The sequence below is a fragment of the Corynebacterium sp. HMSC074C04 genome, assembly GCF_001838295.1.
Lineage (GTDB): Bacteria > Actinomycetota > Actinomycetes > Mycobacteriales > Mycobacteriaceae > Corynebacterium > Corynebacterium amycolatum.
Window position 1 is genome coordinate 629,887 of sequence record NZ_KV836272.1, and the last position, 19,789, is coordinate 649,675.

The 19,789-nt window shown below is 58.1% G+C and carries 17 protein-coding genes and 1 riboswitch; of the genes, 7 read left to right on the forward strand and 10 right to left on the reverse strand.

The genetic code is table 11. The features are described 5' to 3' along the window. Both HMPREF3011_RS07125 and HMPREF3011_RS07130 read right to left on the reverse strand, forming a co-directional pair. Positions 1-520 (reverse strand): ABC transporter ATP-binding protein (locus HMPREF3011_RS07125; protein WP_141764763.1); only part of this gene is annotated, 520 nt, incomplete at its 3' end. 9 nt (positions 521-529) lie between these two features. Further along, positions 530-1,138, reverse strand: a complete 609-nt coding sequence (locus HMPREF3011_RS07130; protein WP_038628289.1) for an ECF transporter S component — start codon at positions 1,136-1,138, stop codon at positions 530-532. A gap of 158 nt (positions 1,139-1,296) precedes the next feature. Between HMPREF3011_RS07130 and HMPREF3011_RS07135 the strand changes: the two genes are divergently transcribed. Together HMPREF3011_RS07135 and HMPREF3011_RS07140 are read left to right on the forward strand one after the other, a co-directional pair. Further along, a complete protein-coding gene (locus tag HMPREF3011_RS07135; protein WP_038628287.1) occupies positions 1,297-3,348 on the forward strand; it encodes a DUF2339 domain-containing protein in 2,052 nt (683 codons plus the stop codon). Positions 3,349-3,436: 88 nt separating this feature from the next. Next, entirely contained in the window at positions 3,437-3,634 is a 198-nt protein-coding gene (locus HMPREF3011_RS07140) for a hypothetical protein (RefSeq protein WP_038628285.1), read from the forward strand. Positions 3,635-3,802: 168 nt separating this feature from the next. Here the strand turns inward: HMPREF3011_RS07140 and HMPREF3011_RS07145 are convergent, their stop codons facing one another. The 3 genes from HMPREF3011_RS07145 to HMPREF3011_RS07155 form a co-directional block, all read right to left on the reverse strand. Beyond that, entirely contained in the window at positions 3,803-5,146 is a 1,344-nt protein-coding gene (locus HMPREF3011_RS07145; RefSeq protein ID WP_038628282.1) for an alpha-amylase family protein, read from the reverse strand. A gap of 4 nt (positions 5,147-5,150) precedes the next feature. After that, positions 5,151-6,566 carry a M20 metallopeptidase family protein gene (locus tag HMPREF3011_RS07150; protein ID WP_038628279.1) on the reverse strand — a complete coding sequence of 472 codons (1,416 nt, stop codon included), beginning with the start codon at positions 6,564-6,566 and terminating at the stop codon, positions 5,151-5,153. Between the two features lie 135 nt (positions 6,567-6,701). After that, positions 6,702-8,084, reverse strand: a complete 1,383-nt coding sequence (locus HMPREF3011_RS07155; protein WP_070841331.1) for a M18 family aminopeptidase — start codon at positions 8,082-8,084, stop codon at positions 6,702-6,704. A gap of 264 nt (positions 8,085-8,348) precedes the next feature. Here HMPREF3011_RS07155 and HMPREF3011_RS07160 point away from each other — a divergent pair, with 264 nt between their 5' ends. Further along, positions 8,349-8,546, forward strand: a complete 198-nt coding sequence (locus HMPREF3011_RS07160) for a hypothetical protein (RefSeq protein ID WP_049180842.1) — start codon at positions 8,349-8,351, stop codon at positions 8,544-8,546. Positions 8,547-8,548: 2 nt separating this feature from the next. Here HMPREF3011_RS07160 and HMPREF3011_RS07165 read toward each other — a convergent pair whose 3' ends face one another. From HMPREF3011_RS07165 to thiC, 3 genes are all read right to left on the reverse strand, one after another. Then, a complete protein-coding gene (locus HMPREF3011_RS07165) occupies positions 8,549-9,943 on the reverse strand; it encodes a glycosyltransferase family 87 protein (protein ID WP_246821457.1) in 1,395 nt (464 codons plus the stop codon). A gap of 261 nt (positions 9,944-10,204) precedes the next feature. Next, positions 10,205-11,188 carry an HtaA protein gene (locus HMPREF3011_RS07170; RefSeq protein WP_246821458.1) on the reverse strand — a complete coding sequence of 328 codons (984 nt, stop codon included), beginning with the start codon at positions 11,186-11,188 and terminating at the stop codon, positions 10,205-10,207. Between the two features lie 381 nt (positions 11,189-11,569). Further along, positions 11,570-13,276, reverse strand: a complete 1,707-nt coding sequence (thiC, locus tag HMPREF3011_RS07175; protein ID WP_070841332.1) for a phosphomethylpyrimidine synthase ThiC — start codon at positions 13,274-13,276, stop codon at positions 11,570-11,572. Further along, positions 13,275-13,396: riboswitch (TPP riboswitch) on the reverse strand. (Overlaps the previous gene by 2 nt.) Positions 13,397-13,780: 384 nt before the next feature. Here thiC and HMPREF3011_RS07180 point away from each other — a divergent pair. Next, positions 13,781-14,311, forward strand: a complete 531-nt coding sequence (locus tag HMPREF3011_RS07180) for a hypothetical protein (RefSeq protein WP_246821460.1) — start codon at positions 13,781-13,783, stop codon at positions 14,309-14,311. Between the two features lie 490 nt (positions 14,312-14,801). Here HMPREF3011_RS07180 and HMPREF3011_RS11445 read toward each other — a convergent pair whose 3' ends face one another. Further along, positions 14,802-14,969 carry a hypothetical protein gene (locus tag HMPREF3011_RS11445; protein ID WP_224433626.1) on the reverse strand — a complete coding sequence of 56 codons (168 nt, stop codon included), beginning with the start codon at positions 14,967-14,969 and terminating at the stop codon, positions 14,802-14,804. 887 nt (positions 14,970-15,856) lie between these two features. Between HMPREF3011_RS11445 and HMPREF3011_RS11450 the strand changes: the two genes are divergently transcribed. The 3 genes from HMPREF3011_RS11450 (at position 15,857) to HMPREF3011_RS07195 (ending at position 18,422) form a co-directional block, all read left to right on the forward strand. After that, complete coding sequence (locus tag HMPREF3011_RS11450; protein WP_246817328.1) at positions 15,857-16,156, forward strand: hypothetical protein; 300 nt, start codon at positions 15,857-15,859, stop codon at positions 16,154-16,156. Between the two features lie 237 nt (positions 16,157-16,393). Further along, positions 16,394-17,890: an MFS transporter gene (locus HMPREF3011_RS07190; RefSeq protein WP_070841334.1), complete on the forward strand. Its 1,497-nt coding sequence runs from the start codon at positions 16,394-16,396 to the stop codon at positions 17,888-17,890. After that, positions 17,877-18,422 (forward strand): TetR/AcrR family transcriptional regulator, encoded by a 546-nt coding sequence (locus HMPREF3011_RS07195; protein WP_038628259.1) that lies wholly within the window; start codon positions 17,877-17,879, stop codon positions 18,420-18,422. The genes HMPREF3011_RS07190 and HMPREF3011_RS07195 overlap by 14 nt, the downstream gene beginning before the upstream one ends. Before the next feature lie 6 nt (positions 18,423-18,428). On the opposite strand, the gene HMPREF3011_RS07200 is transcribed toward HMPREF3011_RS07195, so the two are convergent. After that, positions 18,429-19,631 (reverse strand): alpha/beta hydrolase, encoded by a 1,203-nt coding sequence (locus HMPREF3011_RS07200; protein WP_038628255.1) that lies wholly within the window; start codon positions 19,629-19,631, stop codon positions 18,429-18,431. Positions 19,632-19,789: the final 158 nt, after the last annotated feature.

Consider the following 19,789-nt stretch of genomic DNA (forward strand, 5'->3'; position numbering starts at 1 on the left):
CCCGTGCGCCCATCGCCAGCACACCCGCCAATGCGAGGCGCTGTTTCTGTCCCCCGGAAAGCCGGTGCGTGGGATGGTCCAGCGGCAAATCCAGTCCCACCACATCCAGGCTGGCGCGTACTCGGTTGCCGATCTCAGCCGGGGCAACGCCAAGGTTTTCCGCACCAAAGGCAACATCGTCGCCAACGCGGGCACTAATCGTCTGCGAGTCAGGGTCTTGCAGCACTAAGCCCACCGCGCCCCGTGCGGAAGCGGGAGTACAACCTTCAATCAGGAGCTCTCCGGTGGCTTCGCCATCGGAGTCGTCGCCAAGTACGCCAGCAATAGCGGCAAGCAGCGTCGACTTCCCTACCCCCGACGCGCCGAGCAACAGCACCTTTTCACCACGCTCCACGTCCAGTGTGATGTCATTCAGTACCGCAGCTTTGCGCCCCGCGTGCCGATATCCGAACCCCCGCGCGCTCACCGCAGGGACATTTCCGCTTGACGACGGCCTCCGCGTCAACGCCTCATCTGTCATCGATTTTTCCTAGACGTCGCCGTGCCGCTCTCGCCCGATGGCAAACCGATCCAGCGCTCCAGTTGCCGCCAGTGCCTTAGCCAGGAAGTAAGCCAGCAGACCGGCGAGGACGGCACCAGACAGCGCCGTGGAGATCAGGTAGATGATGTTGAATTCGAAAGTCTTGGCCAGGTTGCCGGTGAAAAACTCATAGGTCCACGCGCCGACACCTGCCATGAGACCGGAGATAACCACGGTGGCCAGGTTGTAGCTCTTATACGTCAGAATGAGGAACACCAGCTCCGCGCCGAGCCCCTGCGCCAAACCTGAGTACACGGTAGGGATACCCCACTGGTTACCGATTAGTGCTGAAACTGTCGCTGCGATTACCTCAACGAAGATAGCGGCACCCGGCTTGCGAATGATGTACGCGCCGAGTGGCCCACCGAGGAACCACATACCCGCGACCAAACCGCCAAGGCCAGGAGTAAGCGCGTTGACTGCTTCATAGCCCGCACCGCCGATGATGTTCCAGATAACAAAAATCAGGCCAACGGCCACGCCGATAACAGCTGCAATGATGATGTCAATATTGCGCCATGAGAAGTTAGCGCGTGCTGCACTCGCCGATTGCGTCATCTCACTTGCTCCCATTTTTTCTTTAACTCGAGCGATATTGCTCAAAAGATTTTGATGTATTCATTAGCGGCATATGGGGCCTGTGCCGACACGCCCTAAGCACTAACTTTTGCCTACCCTACCGCGCCCCGCAGATGGCCTAGATAACATAAGGAACCATGACTAAAGCCGAGCGGTCATCTACTGGAGATACCCCAACTGCCCAAACCCCTCATCCGCCGACAGTCGGCGATGAGAGGACAGCCGCGGATTCCGCAGTGAAAACTGCCGAGTTCCCTGGTGCTGACAACACCGCTGAGCAGGAAAGTTCTCGCCCATACTACATGCCCTCATTGACGTGGGGCGAGAGACTTGACCTGTCTGCGAAGCAGTGGTGGCCACTCATCGGAGTTGTTATTGCGATACAGCTTGTCGCTCGCATTCTGGTTCTGACTAGCCATGGTTTTTACTGGGATGACTTCATCATCGTTGGCCGCCTTTACGACACCTCGCTGCTGAGCAAGGACTACCTGCTTCAGGATCACGACGGGCACCTTGCACCACTGGCCTTCCTGGTGCAAGGCCTCTATCACCTCATTGCGCCGTGGAACTGGTGGCTGCCGGCTATCACCATGGCCGTGATGTCGGTAGCGCTGACATACGCCACCACTAAGCTCTTTGAGCTTCTCACTGGCCGCACGCTGGTGTCGCTCTTCCTCATCACGGTCGTCGCCTGGACTCCGCTGATGCTTCCGGGAGACACCTGGTGGTCGGCTGCGGCCAATTCCCAGCCGTTCCACCTGGCATTCGTGGTTTTCATGATTGTCGCTATTCGCACCACTATGCGTCGTTCTTTCGGCCCCCGCCCGTGGGAAGCCGCTGGTCTGTTTGTACTGCTGGCAGTGGCGCTGGGATTCTTTGAGAAGTCCCTGGCTATCGCGCCGATTTCGATGCTGGTTGTCATCACTTTGGCTTACATGGAGCGCAGCAATATCCTGCAGGTTCTCCGTCGCGGCCTAGTCATCTGGATCCCATCGATGCTGCTGACCGGCGCCTGGGCACTGTGGTACTACTTCGGCCCCGCCGAAACTACCGGCTTCATTTCTGACAAGCTACAGCCCGAACTGTTCTTCAACGGCCTCGGCCAGATTTTTGCCGGCATCATCGGCGGGCCAACAAGTTGGGAACGTTGGGCTCCGGGACAGCCGTTTGCCTCCGCTTCGTCTCAGCTGATTACTCTCGGCGGCATTATTCTGTTGATTCTGTCTGCCACCCTCATTGGCCGCGACTACCGTGGCTGGGCTCCGTGGACGCTATCGGTGGCGTACATGTTCACCACCTTGTTCGCCATCACCCTGTTCCGCTCGGGAGAGAACACCTCCGGCGTGCTGGCGCACACTTTGCACTACTACTCTGATGTCGCGCTCGTGATCGCTATCTGTGTCGCGATCTCCCTGGCGGGACTCCCGCCAAAGGACGAGGCGCCGGCTCTGCTACCGGCTCGTACGCACATTCTGATTTGGTCGTTGGGTGTCGCACTGGCGGTCACCTCCTCGATTTCCGTGGTTACTTACCGCAATGCCTGGTCTGATGACATCGCAATGGAGTGGATCGGCAACACCAAGGCGTCGCTGTCCGCGCTGCGCGAGGAGGCCGACGCCGCTGGCCCCGACAAGGCGATCGACTACAACCTCATTGACCAGCCCGTCCCCTTCGAGATTCTCGTGCCCGTCGCCGCTCCGATGAACATGTACTCGCGCGTTTTTGATGCGGTCGCCGATCGCCCACCATTTGAGCGCGTCACCGGTCACCCACGCATGTTCAATACCGACGGTTCGCTTATCGACGCCAAGGTCTCCGAGATTACCCGGGTCACCGATGGCCCTGTCGAGCAGTGTGGCCATCACATCACAGTTGGTGAGGACGGCACTGCGTCGGAGGACATCAAGCTTGAGAACATTATCAAGCTCGGTGACTGGGTGCTTGAGTTCCCGGCCACCGCCTCTGAGGACATGGATGTGCGCCTGTCGCTACCCAATCCTTTCGAGACTGAAGAGCAAACCCGCGCTGGTTCCACGGTCGTGAAGATGAACAACGATCTGCGGCCGCGCTATGCGTACCTCAACGGTGGCGGAAATACTCTCCGTGTCGATGTGGAAAAGGCGTCTCCGGGGGCAACGCTATGCATCGGCGCGGGGGCGATTGGCCCCTTGGTTCCCGCAAGCCGTTAAGAATCCTCTAAGATATTGCTTTAGGATAATGTGAGAAAAGTTCATTAGCCCTTGTAGCTATTGTTTTTCCGACAGAGGAGCCACATCCATGCGTAACCGCATCGCCGGCGCTATCGCCGCATCCGCCATTGCCGCAGCAGCCCTGGTCGCTTGCTCTCCCCCGAACGAGGTTGACTCGGACGTAAAGGTCGGCGACCAGGCCAACCCGTCGGAGACCTTCGAGCAGAAGGCCACCACACCGGCACCCTCCGACGAGATGACTCCTGCTGAGACCGCAGAGATGTAACTGCAGATTCAATAATTGAAACTGCGAAAACCGAGGTAGTTAGCAAACAGAAACGCAGTCACTACCCCTTGTGCCCACTCATCGATGGGGCGCGAAAGAATTACCGCCCGGCCATGGTGTCCGGGCGGTTTTGGTTCTCTGGGGGCAGCCTAGAGCCACGATGAGAGCCTAGGAAAACTCAAATTCCACGTGGTCACCATCACGGATTACCGCGCTGGTTGCGCCATTTTCCAGGTTCAGCTCGACAATGAGCGAGGGCATCTCGCCGGAAACTCCAGCCTCACCCGAGGCCCCGGCAGCATCGTCCACGAGCGCCGCATCGGTCGCGATCACGCGGTAGCGAAGGAAACCATTGCGCAATTCATCAGTCTCCACGCGAGCGGAGTGCAGCCATGGGAATCGGCGGCGCAACGCAACGAGCTGCTGATAGGAGCGGTAGAGAGCCTCGCCGAGCGTAGAGAGTTCCTCCGGACTATCCGGGAACACTGGACGGACCTGGTCGTCACCGCCGATGCGTTCCTCTTTGAGACCGGTATAGCCCTGTTCGTCACCGTAGTAGACCAGTGGCACACCGGCCACGGTAAACAGCACCGTTGCCGCCAGCACGGCCTTGTCGGCCCCTACCTGTGTCGCAATGCGTGAAACATCGTGGTTTCCCACAAACGTCACCGGCACAAAAGACTCCGCGAAGGTGTTATGGCGCTTCAGAGTCCAGTCCAACTCGAAGAAGTTTTCCTCCTTCAGCGCCGACCAGGTCGCTTTCCACAGCTCGTATTCCGTCACCGAGTCCATGCCGGACACCGACACAATCTCCGCATAGTCGCCGTGGATGACCTCCCCGTAGATAAAAGCATGCGGGTGCTCAGCACGCACTCGCGGCAAAACCTTGTGCCAGAATTGTGGATCCACTGCGTAGGCCGCATCCAGGCGCCAGCCATCAATCCCCCGCACCAGCCAGTAATTCATGACGTTCACGACAAAATCAACAGTCGCGTCACTGGTGTGATCGAATTCGACCAAACTCTCATGTCCCTCAAACACCGACGCGATCATGTCGCCATCTGAGTGCGTAAACGCAAAGAGCTGCGCTTCTTCAGAGTCAGGGTTTTCCTTCGCGGTCTTCAGCGCGGGCGCCTCTGACCCGATGTGGTTGAAGACGCCGTCGAAAAGCACTTTGATGCCGCGCTCATGGGCAGCTTCGATGACGGCCTTCATGTCCTCTTCGGTGCCTAGGCGCGAGTCAATGCGGTAGTAGTCCTCGGTATCGTAGCCGTGGCTGGTGGACTCGAAAACTGGTGCCAGTTGCAGGACGTTGAGTCCCAGTTCCTGGACGTAGGGCAGCCAGTCAATCAGTTTGCGAATTCGATTGACCGGCGCGGCGCCTCGATCCTTCTCACGGATGGGCGCTCCCACAAACCCCAGTGGATAGACGTGCCATCCAATCGCCCACTTCGTCCACTCAGGTGCGGCGGCAGCGAGCGTCTTATCAGGGGCGTTGGGGGTAGTGGACATTGTCCTATGCATCCTCTCTAGGTGCCTGAGGCTGATTGGAATTATCTGGTGCCGTCGCAGCCTCAGGGGTCGGTGAGGTCTCCCCCGCCGATTCGCTTGACGACGCCCGCGCCTGGCCCGCATGCGACTTCGGCGTGCCAAGGCCTGCATTCCGCGGCCGTGGAGGCACGGTACCTGCTGCGGGCATGATCGGAGATGCGACAGGGCGCTCCGGCGGTTGGCTCTTCGACGGGTTCAGTGCATCTAGCGCGATTTGGATTTCCGTGCGCATGCCGCTGACCATGGCTCTCTCCACAATTTTAAACTTGGAGTTGTGAAGAAAGAAGGGATTACCCGCTTCCGGGCCACCGGTGCCGAGGAACATGTAACAGCCCGGCGCTTCACGGGAAAAATACGAGAAATCATCCGAAGGAGCCCACGGATCGGCAGCGAACACCTTGGACTTGCCAACCGCCTTCGTCGCCGCATGCCAAGCACGATTGACCGCAATGTCGGCGTTGACCACCATCGGGTACGGAATCTGCCAGTCGAAAGTCGCCTGTGCACCGTGAGCCTGGCAGACGCCGTTGACGACGGCCTCGATACGCTGGCAGACAATCTCCCAGTCGGCCTCATCCACCGAGCGGATGGACACTTCCAGGTTGGCCGTATCCGGAATCACGTTGCCGGCCTCACCTGAATGCAGTGAGCCGACATTGACAATGTTCATGTGCTTCGGATCCACATCGCGGGAGACAATCGTGTTCAGCATCAGAGTCACCTCGCTGGCGATGAGCACCGGGTCAATCGACAGCTGCGGGTTCGAGGAGTGTCCGCCACGGCCACGAATCGCGATGGAGACGATGCCCGACATAGTTGTCACTCGCCCAGCGCAAATCCCAACATGCCCCACCGGATGCGGCGCGACGTGGAAGGCATAGACCTCATCTAAGTCATCGGCGGCGCCCTTGTCGACCAGCTCACGAGCCCCGCCCGGCAGCATTTCTTCGGCGTGCTGGAAGATGCACAGCACCTTGCCGTGCAGCTGATCGCGCATTCCGGAAAGCACCTTCGCAGTGCCCAGCAGCATCGCCGTGTGAACATCATGACCACAGGCGTGCATCACACCCGGCGTGCGCGAGGCGTACGGCAGTCCCGTTTCCTCCTGAATCGGCAGCGCATCAATATCCGCGCGGTAGCCGATCACACGGCCCGTGCTGGGGTCGCCTGCTGTGCCCTCGATGACGCCAATTACGGACGTCGGGGTCAACCGGTACGTCGGGATGTCCCACTGATTGAGCAGATCCTCAATCATGTCCGAGGTCCGGTACTCCCGGAAGCTCAGCTCCGGATTCTGGTGCAGTTGGCGACGCCATGCCACCGCCTCTTCGATGGGTACTTCAAGGCGGTGCGACGGCAGGGTGTCGTTAGCATCAGTCATGGTTCATAGCATGACAGAAAATGGACTCCACGACGAGCAGCTACGGAAATTCCCTCACCCATTTTCGCTTCACGACGGCCACAGCGCCCCGACATCTCCCCTGCTAGAGGTGACTTAAGCGCTGCCAGCGAGCTGCTAGTTTCCGGCACCCCAAAAATCCACGGTGAGTTCGGCCAACCACCATGGATCAATCGTGCCGCACATCTCACGCGCCGAGTGCATGGAGACCATCGCAGCTCCGATATCAATGGTGTCAATACCCAGTCGCGTTGCGGTGATTGGGCCGATAGTGGAGCCGCATGGCTTATGGTTCGCAGAGACAAAATACTGCACCGGCACTTCCTGACCAATGCGCTTGGTGGTTTCCGCTGCAATTCGGACAACCTCGGCCTGACCAGCCGCCGTGGTGGCATAGCGCTGGTTGGCATTGATCTTCACCACTGGGCCAGCATTGAGTTCCGGCTGGTGCCCCGGCTCGTGTTCACCTGCATAGTTCGGGTGCACACCGTGTGCGCCGTCGGCAGAGAGACAGATGGAACCGCGGTAAAGCTGCTGGGTGCGTTCCAGGTCAGCGCCTGTGGCCGCTGCGATGCGGGACAGAACGTCGGCAAGCAGTGGCCCTGCAGCGCCCGTGGTGGAGGCGGACCCGACTTCCTCGTGGTCAAAAGCGACCATGACGGGGATAGTGGTTGACGTGCTCCAGTCTTGGCGGAGCAAGGCCTCGAAGGCGACCAGGGAGGAGTGAACACTGAGCAGATTGTCCAGCCGGCCTGAAGCCAGGAACTCATCGTGAGCACCGAAGGTGCGCGGCTGCTGAGTGTCGAAGGAAATGAGGTCCCAGGCGACGATGTCGTCGATAGACAGGCCCGCTGCATCGGCGATGACCTGGTGCACATCGGTGCCGAAGGTATCCATTCCGATAATCGGTGCAGTGTGATTCTGCTTGTGGAGCTTCAACCCCTCTTCGTTAACCGCACGATTGAGGTGGATAGCCAACTGCGGGATGCGCGCGACCGGGCCGGTGCGAGCAAGGTGCTCATTGCCATTTTTATCAATTACACGACCGGCGAACTCAATTTCGCGGTCGGTCCAGCTTCCCAACAGCGCGCCGCCATAGACTTCGACGGCGACCTGTGCATAGCCTGCGGCGGAGGTGCGCGCGTTGGGCTTCACACGAAAACCGGGCGAATCCGTGTGGGAACCCACAATACGGAAACCGGTCAAATCGGCAGCCGGTGTCTCCGAGACGATCCAAGCAACGGCGGCGCCATCGCGACGCAGGACGTAGGCACCGGGTTCGCTTGGCCACTGTTCGTGCTCGTCGACGACCGTGGCACCGGCTGCACTCAGACGGTCAACGACCTGTTGTGCCGCATGAAATGAGCTTGGCGACGCAGCCACAAAATCAATTAGATCCTCAACGTGACTGAGCGCTGCCGCCGGAACGCTGCGCGATGCCGCGTCCGAGGTATCCGCCGAATCCGGAGACTCAGGGGTGGGTGCCGAAGAAATAGCCATAGCCAAACTCCTACTTCAAAATTGATTCCGCATTTCATTGTATTGGAGCCCACAACTGACCGTGACCGAGTATTAAGCCGGTCCTCAGTGTGATGCAGCTTTCATGTTGGGAACGGTATCCGCTTAGTCACTTTTGCCCGTTTTAACTCGATATCGGGCATATTCAGACATATAGTGGCAACCGCATCAAAGAAAACCATTTGAATACAGAAACTCTCAAACCGGAGTCCCGACCGGATTCCGACCACAGAAAGGGTTTATACCGTGAGCCTTGAAAACCTGTTCCCCCGTTCTTTCACTACCAAGCGCGCCTTCTTCTCGCAGCCGCTGCGCGAGGCTCTTGCCCGCGACACCAGCAGTGACGCTAACGCAGTCCACTTCGGCCACCAGGTTAAGAGCACCCGGAACGAGATCTACAGCGACATGTCTCCCCGTGACATCGTCTCTATGCTGAGTCGCTAAATCTAGCGCTTCCTCAAGTCGAATAAGACCATTGGCTCTGGCTGAGGAAATTTCAACGTCTCCACAACAGCTAATTCACTACCAAAACCAGGTCCAACCTCGCCTGTATCACCATCGCCATACCGATGTACCGCAAACGCGTGGCAGCCACCAATAACTAGCATCAATGCCAGCGTCAAGAGCATCGCAGTAATCCCCGAATACATAAATCCGCCGGTATATGGCGTAGCAGCAATCGGGTTTGTCACAGGAAACGTCAGCAGGACCACTAGCAACGCAATACCGATATACGGCCACTGTCTGGTCAATCGGGTCCGCGCCATGGCGGCCAAACCGAACACAGATGTGACCAGCATCAACATGTAGTGGGTCCAAAGAATCGATGAGAATGTGGCTGCAATAAGCCAAGCGCCCGTAATCAGAAATTCAAACCGGTAGACCGGGTTCAACCACGCAACTGCCGTGACCATCAACACCACGCCAAGCGCAATACACAGTGGAATCGTTTTCACGTGACTCGGGTAATCACGAACCACTGTTACTAATAAATCAGGTTTGCCCAGGTCTGTGGCTAAAGTCGACGCCAACGACTGATTCGCACCGCCGACCAAGACCGATGAACCAATGTCGCCGATTCGATCAATCCAATCCGAAATCACCGACATATCAACGCGGATAAACATCCAGACCGCCAGTACCGCCGTGGTGGCCAGCGACCAGAGGGCTGCGCGGCGTCGATAAGCGAAAAAGAGCATCACAGCGATGAGCGCATACGGAGTCAATTTAATGGATGCGACGATGCCGAGCAGGATGCCCGCGAGCCAATGACGAGTGCGCGAGGCAGCAAGACCATAGGCGACGCCCGCGACAATCAGCGGTGTCGTCTGACCGATCCAGAACGAATTAAGAGTGGTCGGCAGAGCGAATACGCATGCGGTAACCAGCGCTGCGATGCCCCAGGGCATGGTGGACCGAAACCACAGGTGGTAGGAGGCTGCGACGAGGACCACGACGGCCATTCCAGAGAGAAAGAGCAACCAAGCAACCGAGGTTTCAAAGCTCATGACGTGGGATATCGCTCCCAGAGCCTTTGCGAACAAAGGGTTTTGCACAAAGGGATGCGTAAATGGCGCAGACACTTCCTGCGCCAGGCGTGGCCAGACCTCTCCATTCATGGCGGTGAAATCGATTGGATCGGCGTCATAGAGATGGGACTCAAGTCCCCTGTCCATAAGTAGCCCGCCTACCCAGAGCGAAGCCCAATCGTCCGGCTGAGTACGACCATTCCAGGCCAACAGCGAGGCAAGACCACCGAGCAGCGAGACCAGAATAAGAGGCCAGCTCATCACAGGCGATTGCGCCAGCGCGGGGGTCTGACTGGGTTTGCGAGCCCGCATTTTTCGCGAGACCTGTGACCGAGACTTCGCAGCAGCACGTTGCGACTCCGCAGCCTGTGACGATGCGCCATCCTGTGACACAGGTCCTTCTGCCTGACTATGCCGTCCCACGTTCCTCCTCATCGCTGGTAAGCGCCTCTATCTAATGTAGTGATTCCAATACGGCAGTGGTTACACCCCGCAAGAACCCACAAGGTATGACGGCTTTCTTTGAACAAAGTGCCAGGAGGACGACAGTTGGCGGCCGTGATGGCCGGAGGACTATCGAATCTGTGAAATAGTGCCGATGGTCGTAATCAGCTGATCTCCATCGCTGTCGACCACGGCGGCTATGGGCATGCGCTCCATCTCATCCGGGCCGACATCGTAGCCCTGCGAGACCTCTGCCGTAATAATCTTTCCGGTCGGGCCTTCCTCAATGCGCGGATTACGAACGACCACATGAACCAGACTGAACTTCGCGGTGATGTGAACTTCTCCGCGGTAGCTCTCCCCTTCGACATCACTGTTGTCATTGTCGCGGGTGAATGAGACGACACCGGCCTCAGGCTCTAGGGCACCGTTCTTGGCAGTGACGCCACCACCCAGTGCGCCGAATACCTTCTCCAGCGCAGATACAGAAATTACTAAATCCTCGCTGGAGGGAGCCGGGGCATTCTTGCCCGGAGCATCCGAATAATTCAACGGGATGTAGATTTCCTCGGCCTCATTAATGGAGCCGGCTGCCGGGTAAACATAAATGCCCCAGTTTTCACCAGCTGGGGTCTCTGGCGGGTTAACAACAATGCGAGCCTCAAAGCTGCCGTCATCTGTCATCGGGGTAGCCTGACGAGCGATAGAACGTCGCATGTCGACGCCCTGGTTCGGTATCGCCTCGAGAGTTCCAGCCGGCGTGACCCAAGCAATGTTGTCGTGCGGATGTTTCCGCGACGAGGACGGAGCACCTTCACTTGGCTTCCAGGAGTCTGGGAACGCACTGTAGAGAACGTAAACACCATTGGGCACACCCGGAGGAATTGGAAGCGGGTAACCACCACGGTTGGCCGACGGGTTGAAACCACTACCGCGAACGATAAGAACATCGCCGCGATGAACCGTGGCACCTTCAGCTGGTGTGCCGTCCTCAAAAGTGACAGTAACTTCCGGGGATTCGACATACTTCGAATCCTGCGGCTGGAAGTTCTCCGCTGGATTAATCACATTGGGAAAGTTGTCTGGCACGATTGGCTTCGCAGTTTCAGCCATTGCTGGGGACACAAACGCCGAAAGGACCATGGCACCGGACAGCGAAACCGCAGTAACACCTCTGCGCGCACTCTGCCTCACCGGTCGACGCTTGCCTTCTCCAACGGGCGATGATTCAAAGCCGGACGAAAGGCGAGTTTCGTGAGCACCCGCAAGATGGCCGTGGGAATGATCGAAAGTCAGGAACTTCAGACTGTGCATACAAGCAATGTACACCCCGCATATTAGGCCCACCTAACCTAGTTATTAAGGCGCGCCTTATCCACCCCCGTTAGAGTCTCAACGCTGGGATTGGAAGAAATGGCTGAGAGCAAAAGAAAACCGCGGCCAAGCCCAATAGAGCTCGACCGCGGCTTGCTTCAGCAGCTTTGACGCAACCAATTACTCCGCGGTAATCGGCAGGTAGACGCGACCACCCTGATCAGCGGACTCCTGGGACTTCTCAGCCATGCCGGCCTCGATAGCTTCAACGGAGTCCAGGCCGTGTTCCTTCGCGTAGTCCTGCACATCCTTGGAAATACGCATGGAGCAGAACTTCGGACCACACATGGAACAGAAATGCGCGGTCTTTGCCGGCTCTGCGGGCAGGGTCTCATCGTGGTAATCCAGCGCAGTGTCCGGATCCAGAGCCAGTGCAAACTGGTCATGCCAACGGAACTCGAAGCGGGCCTTCGACAGCGCGTCGTCACGCTCCTGAGCGCGCGGCAGCCCCTTTGCCAGGTCAGCGGCGTGCGCGGAAATCTTGTAAGTAATCACACCGACCTTGACGTCGTCGCGGTTCGGCAGACCCAGGTGCTCCTTCGGCGTGACGTAGCAGAGCATGGCGGTACCAGCCTGCGCAATGATTGCCGCGCCGATAGCCGACGTGATGTGGTCATAGCCCGGCGCGATGTCGGTTGCCAGCGGGCCGAGGGTGTAGAACGGAGCTTCCTCACACCACTCCTCTTCCCACTTCACGTTGTCAGCGATCTTGTGCATCGGAACGTGGCCTGGGCCTTCAATCATGACCTGGCAGCCGCGGGACTTGGCGATCCTGGTCAGCTCGCCGAGGGTCCGCAGCTCAGCCAGCTGGGCCTCATCGTTAGCGTCGGCAATGGAGCCCGGGCGTAGGCCGTCACCGAGGGAGAACGTGACATCGTACTGTGCCAGAATGTCGCACAGCTCAGCGAAGCGCGTGTAGAGGAAGCTCTCCTGGTGATGCGCGAGGCACCATGCGGCCATAATCGAACCACCGCGGGAGACAATGCCGGTAACGCGGTTGGCGGCCAGTGGCACGTAGCGCAGCAGCACACCCGCGTGAACGGTCATGTAGTCCACGCCCTGTTCACACTGCTCAATAATGGTTTCGCGGTAGATTTCCCAGGTCAGCTTGGCCGGGTCACCCTTGACCTTCTCCAGCGCCTGGTAAATCGGCACCGTACCAACCGGCACCGGGGAGTTACGCAGAATCCACTCGCGGGTTTCGTGAATGTCCTTACCAGTGGACAAATCCATGATGGTGTCCGCGCCCCAACGGGTCGCCCACACCATCTTCTCCACCTCTTCGGAGATGGACGAAGTCACAGCCGAGTTACCAATGTTGGCGTTGATTTTGGTGGCAAAGCGCTTGCCAATAATCATCGGCTCGGTCTCCGGGTGCTTGTGGTTGGCCGGAATCACGGCGCGCCCCGCAGCAACCTCTTCGCGCACAACTTCCGGATCCACATTTTCACGAGCGGCAATGAATGCCATCTCTGGGGTGACAATTCCCGCACGAGCCCATGCCAGCTGCGTCTTGACCTTCGGGGCGTCCTCAGACCCCGCAACCGCCGGCACCGCCGGAGCCTTCGGCCAAGAGTCACGAGTCTTAGCCAACCCCTCCTTCAGATTCAGTTCCGGGTTTTCCTCGGTGTAAATACCCGAGGTGTCGTATGCATCGAAGTGAGTGCCGTCCGTCAGATTGATTCGACGGACTGGAATGCGCAGGTTCGCCTCACCGAAATCGTTGCTAAACGCAACCTCGTCGTAATGCTTGTTGCTGCGGTAAATCGGGCCAGTTGTAACCTCGCCCTCTTTCGGTGGAGCGGATACAGATACACGTGCGGCCATGAAGCAACACATCCCTTTCCTACGCTGGTATTACCCAGATTCAGGTTCGTCCGGTCGACGCTCGATCCCTAGCGTCCTCTCAGTGCCGGAATTTCGGTTGGCACTCCCGTGGTTTTGTAATGCGCCTCATAGTCTAACCAATCGTTCGGATTACTTCGGTTATTACACCCATGCTGTCCACCAACGCTTAACGACGCCCCGGAGAACGCACCCCAAAGGTGCAGGTGGTGGCTACGCAGAGGCGTCGTTTTGCACGGCGACCGCGTTGTCCACACCCCCTAAAAGTTATCCACAGCCGGTCTATTTTTTCGGCTTCTCAGCAAGCGCAATTGCGACCGCGGTGTTATATCTTTCTCACACAAATTCTTTGGGGAGGGAAAATTGAAAAAGGCGACTACTGCCGCCCTACTGTCAGCACTTCTATGGGGAATAACGGGGACTAGTTGCGCATCGACCGAGGCATCCGGCGAGGACGTTCAACCTGTCGGCGACAATGCGACAACCATGACTACTGACTCGGGCGTGACGTTACCTGCGGGTGTGCTTCCACCCAACAATCCGCCGGAGCCCGGTGATGCTCCACTTGGTCCCGATGGGCACTACAACTACGACGCACCCGAATTCGTCCTGACCAATCCGTGTGACGACCCTGCGATTATGGGGCGTTTAGACAGGCTGGGGTTCCAGGAGCAGACGTACATGGAGGGCCGAATCGAAGGAAATAAACAGATTGGCTGCGTTATTGAATCCGATGCTTCCGGCCTGCTGAGCATCTGGCATGCTGCGGTCGCTCACTCACAACTCGAACGCTACAGTGCCGAGCCTTTGGCTCATCACGAAGGGATTTTCAATTGGGTGACATTCACTCAAATCAATCCGCTCGGAAGTTCCGCCTGTATTGCTTCTGTCGAAACAGAACAAGGAGCTCTCGGATTCGTTATCGACACAACCGGACAAGATAGCCCTGACCCACAGCACCGGCTGTGCGCTCCAGTAAATGAGCTGTTAATTGATTATTTGGGGGAAGAATCATGATGCATGCCGTAATTCCAACAATCGACTCTGCAATTCAGAAGTTCCATTCCACGAATTTGCTGGCAAATAATGCCATCCATATCCAGCCAAACTTGGCCGGCTACTCACAGGTTCCGTCACTCCAGCTGGTGGCGACAGAACACAGTCTCGCAATTTCCGGCAGCTCAGGAAGCTCTGCTGCCATCGGATTGTCTCTGGGCAAACAGCTCACGTGGGCGCAAACAAATCTCGCTGACTTCCGTCGCGTGATCACTGAGCACGAGTCCACCATGAATCGGATTCTTCGAAGCATTAACCCATTCAATGGTGACGGCGCTTCCCTTGCCGAAGTAGCGCGCACAAGCGGTGTATTTCAGCGTCGGCCGATGTTTGAAGCTGGAAGTCTCACTTTCGCGCCAGTCACTCTTTCCGCGGAACTTGGTCTCGATGCGAAGTCCCTACTATCCATGTTTTCCTCAACAAACGACGGTGCCGTAGCCGAGGCAATCGCCTACTGGAATAACTTCGCCGACACTATGACCACGTTGGCCAGCAATCTAACCTCCATCTCATCCGGCTTGGTGTCGAGCAACAGCGGTGCTGTCTTCTCTGCTGCGGACTCAACAATGAAAGGTCTGGCCGCACGCGCTACCAGCATCGCCACCGCATCTGAGGTCATGGCCGGGCACCTTGCCGTATTGCCATCTGTGAAGGCGATGGCCGTCAATGCACTATCAGCGATCGAAGCCGAGTCCAAAGCACTCCCAAACCCTGGCGCGCAAAAGGCTTTTGAACAGGCCGAGGTAGCAGCCTTTCTCTCTGGTCCGTATACCGCACAACTACAGACCGCTATTCCCCGAATTCCTAACCTGGTTTCTGCCGATGCGGGAAGTGGTGTGACCGCCGAGGTGTCCGTTGGAGCCACAGTCGCCGGACGTTCTGGAACTAGCCAGTTCAGCCTTTCGCCTGCGGGGATGGCTGGAAGCATGCAGGCCGCCAGCGCACCAGTTGGTGCCACCTCAACTGTTCCGGATTCTCCGACACCGCAATCCACAACCGCGAGCCCTTCCGCTCCTTCGCACTTGCAACCGAGCGCTTCGACTTTGTCGAACCCTACTAATCCGTCTGCTACCCCTGTGCACCCCGCATCACCTAGCAGCCCAACGAGCTCCACAATCTCGCCAACATCCCCGACCGGTAAATCAGCTATGGCTCAACCGAATGCGGCGAATCCAGCCATGGTCGCTCCTTCGGGGGCGAGCACCCCCACTTCAACGCTCATCACCGCAAGGAGTTTCGCCTTACGGAGTTCACGGCAACCGGCCGGCTGGCTCCCTCGGTGCAGGACGCACTGCGGGACTCACACCAGCGGGCAATATCCCGGCACTGCCGTATTCTGGAAACTCAAGCCCCCGTCCCCCGGCCTCGGGATTTCCGGCTTCGAGTCCCGGTCGTATGCCAGCGCCGACAGCGGGTCGCGGGATGGGAACCGGCTTGGGTCCCGGGGTCGCTGGTTCTGCCTTGCCAACCGTCTCGAATAGCTCTGGACAGCGCGGAAGTGGATTGATGAATTCCCTAATCAGTGCGCGCAACAGTACTGCTACCGGAGCTACGGGTGCTGCTGGCGGAACCGCGGGCGCCGCTGCTGGAAACCGTGGCGCAGGGGCTTTCGCGGCCACCACTGCGGGCAGCCGTGGTGGATTGCTCCAAAAGGGTTCCGCACCGTCGGCACGCAAACTGACAAACGTGGCCACGATCAGGGATAACGATGCTGGCGCTTTCGAGCAGAACGAATACCAGAAGGAGCTTTTCGGGGATGCACCCATTACTATCCCGGCGGTGATTGGCCACAACGTCCGAGCGTAAAGTCAGCGCGTAAGCCTCCGAGCATAAAGTCAGCGCGTTCATGCTGACTTTTACCCGCTCGGGCGCCACGGGGGATCGAACGGCGTCCGTGAATTCGCACCTCAACAACGCCTGCAACTTAGACACTTTTTCACCGGCTCCTTGGGCGGGATCGGCTTACTTTTCTTGAAGTTTTAGGTCTAAATCAGCACCCTTTAGAGGTTGTAACTAAACCGAACGTTCGTTACAGTTACTGGAATGACAAGTACTGACCACGCCGCTTCCACGAGGGCTAATCCGCCCACTTCAGTCACCCACAGGTGGATCTTCCTCGCTATCATCAGCGCCGGCCTACTACTCATCGGCATAGATAACTCGGTGCTCTACACTGCTCTGCCGGTTCTGCGCGAGCAGCTCCACACAACCGAGTTAGAGGGCCTGTGGATCATCAACGCCTACCCACTGGTGATCTCCGCACTCCTCCTCGGCACAGGCACCCTGGGCGACCGCATCGGTCACCGCAAGATGTTTCTTGTGGGCCTGACAATTTTTGGCTTCTCTTCCCTGGCCGCGGCCTTTGCGCCGCACGCCTGGGCGCTGGTCATCGCCCGCGGCTGTCTAGGACTGGGCGCCGCGACCATGATGCCGGCGACCCTCGCACTGCTACGTGAGACCTTCCACCACCCTCGTGAACTTGCCACAGCTATTGGCATTTGGTCTGCCACGGCAACACTGGGTGCCGCCGCTGGCCCCGTCGTTGGCGGTTTCTTATTGGAGCACTTCTGGTGGGGCTCAATCTTCCTTATCAATATCCCTGTAGTAGTTTTCGCAATCATTGGCACGCTGATTTTTGCTCCGCCGAATCAGCCCAACCCAGCCAAGCGCTGGGATTTTCTCACCAGCCTCTACGCGATGCTGGCCATGCTGGGCCTGGTCTCGCTCATTAAGGAACTCGCTGGTCATCACTCCTCCACCGTCATCGTCGCGGCTATCGCCTGCGGGCTAGTGGGCGCGGTACTGTTTCAGCGTCGTCAGGCACGTCTCACTGAACCCCTCATCGACTTCTCCGTCTTCCGTTCGCGGATGTTTTCCGGTGGCGTGCTGGCAGCCGCGCTTGCCATGTTTGTCCTGGCAGGCGCCGAATTGATGACGACGCAGCGCTTCCAGATTTCCGTCGGATACACACCACTCGATGCGGGCTTGCTAGTTGCCACCGCGGCACTGGCGTCCTTGCCAGTTGGTGTCATCGGCGGCATGGTGCTGCATCGAGTGGGTTTCCGCACACTCATCACCGGCGGATTCCTCCTCAACGCCATCGGCCTGGCAGGCATGTACTACGGTGTTTCCTCGGGCAATTTCCCGCTCATGATCGCAGGACTGATACTGCTCGGCGCGGGCGCAGGTTCTGCGATGTCGGTGTCGTCGACCGCGATTATCGGCTCAGCCCCAAGGTCAAAGGCCGGCATGGCGGCGGCGATGGAATCCGTGTCCTACGAATTTGGCACACTGATCACCGTCGCAATCACAGGCAGCCTCCTACCCATGTTCTACGCCTTGTTCACGCCTGTCGACGCCAGCATCTCACTCCCCGATGCACTTCACACGCCAGCGCTTAACGACGGCGCCCGCGCCGGCCTCGACAGTTCCTACCTGGCCATTTTGATTATGCTGGCTGTCGTTGCTGTCATTGCAGCGATTGCGACTGCGGTGGCATTCCGCGGCAACCCGAAGGAGACTGAATATGCGCACGAGTAAGCGCACTGCCATTCTCGACACAATCGTTGAGATTATCGAGACAAACGGCTTTTCCGAGGTCACCTACGAAAATGTCGCAACTCAATGCGGAATGAGTAAATCAGGGTTGATTTACCACTTCCCCTCCCGCGAAGACATGATTCGCAGCGTCCATGAGCACATGGCGCAGTTATGGGAAGAGGAGCTTATCGAAGCCGCGGGTGGGCCTGCGGAGGAGGTATCCCCCGCCAACCGCCTACGCGCAAACCTCCAGGTCTCGCTGGAGACAGCAACAAGGGCCGAGCTACTCATGTCCATCGACTCTGCCGCCGAACCGGAGCTGCGCGAGATCTGGACGCGCCTTTTGCGCCGGTGGAATCCGCCGGTAGAACAGATTGCCACCGATGAGGAAGCCTGCATGGCCTACGTTGTCCAAATGATTTCCGATGGACTCTGGGCCAACGACTATCTCAACGGCAATCAGCTCACGAAAGCACAGCGTAAGGCAATCGCCGAGGCCGCGGCAAAGCTGATTCCAGAGTCGATGGAGTAGCCAGCTCTAAACGCCCTTGCGCTGAACGTCCTTGAGCTCGGAGTCAGTAGCCAGGCCGTAGTTAGCACCCTCATAGACGGCCTTTGCTCGACTCGTTCCGCCGAGCACATACTCACTAAAGGACAGCACCAGCGAGCCAAGCACATTCTTAGACGGATCATCCAGGTAGGTGCCGTGGTAGGAACCGGTGACTACCGCTTCCCAGGCGGGCCCTTCAGCATCGCGGTAACCACGTCGATCCGCATCAAAAGGAACGATGTCCTCGTGCTCCGCAATGGCCACCAGGCTTGGAATCTCCGGCGGTGTGGAGATTAGTCCAGCGTCGGAAGGCCCTGGGGTGATGGCGACCAGACCGCGGGTGACCATATCGATACCCGCAGCCTGGAAGGCTTTATCCATCCTGTTGTTCAGGAAGATTGCGGAGCCACCACCCGCAGAGTGCCCGACCAACATCGTGCGGGAGAAATCGATCTTGCCTGCAAGTGGTGTGGACTCGTCCTCATTGGCCGCTGCGGCAACCGAAGCTGCCAGCACCATCTGTGGCGCGAACCAGTTGGTGAAGTTGTAGCCAAGAGCCACGACGTATCCGTGGCTTGCATAGAGTCGCGCTTGCGCGTCGTACATACCCGGCTCAGTACCAATGCCAGGGCTGAGAACCATCAGTGGCGCAGACTCCATGGAGTCAATATCCGCCGGGTAGATAAGCTGCGCGCCAACTGGGGAGGCGTTGGCCGATTCTGGCAGTACGTCATAACAGCCGGTGGTGCCGTGGAGACCGTGGAGGTCCCGCAGTACGCGGTTATAGATGGTGTAGACGACACCATCACATGGCATTGCTTCGCGGGTTGCGGCAACTGGATGGGAGCCCATCGCTCCGAACTCCTTGCGCAGCTGCCCCGCCTCTGGGGCGAACGGCTCGGTGATATGGCCACTTTCGCCACCGGAGATGACACGGTTCACGCCACCCATGACATCCACCAGACCACCGCCAATTTTGTCCACGGTTTCCGAGTTCTGGTAGTCAATAGTGCTTTCGCGTGCAGTGATGTCCGGTAGCTGACCAATGCGCGGTGCCGCCTGCGCTGGCACCTGTCCGCTGAGAACTACACCAGCTGCGAGCGAGAGAGCAACCACCTTCGAGAACGTACGCCCCTGCCCTCGGCGGGATGCCAACACGGTCTTTCCGGCGGCACTTAGTGAACCAATCATCGTTTTCCTTAACTCTTGCCAAAAACCTTGGAATACAAATCTACCTAATGCGTAACGACGTACGTAAAGACAGAAATATCCTCCCCCATACTTCACCCCTCAAACAATCATTCAGGCCGCTACAAATGTTCACTCTCGCTCAAAATTAACACCCTCAC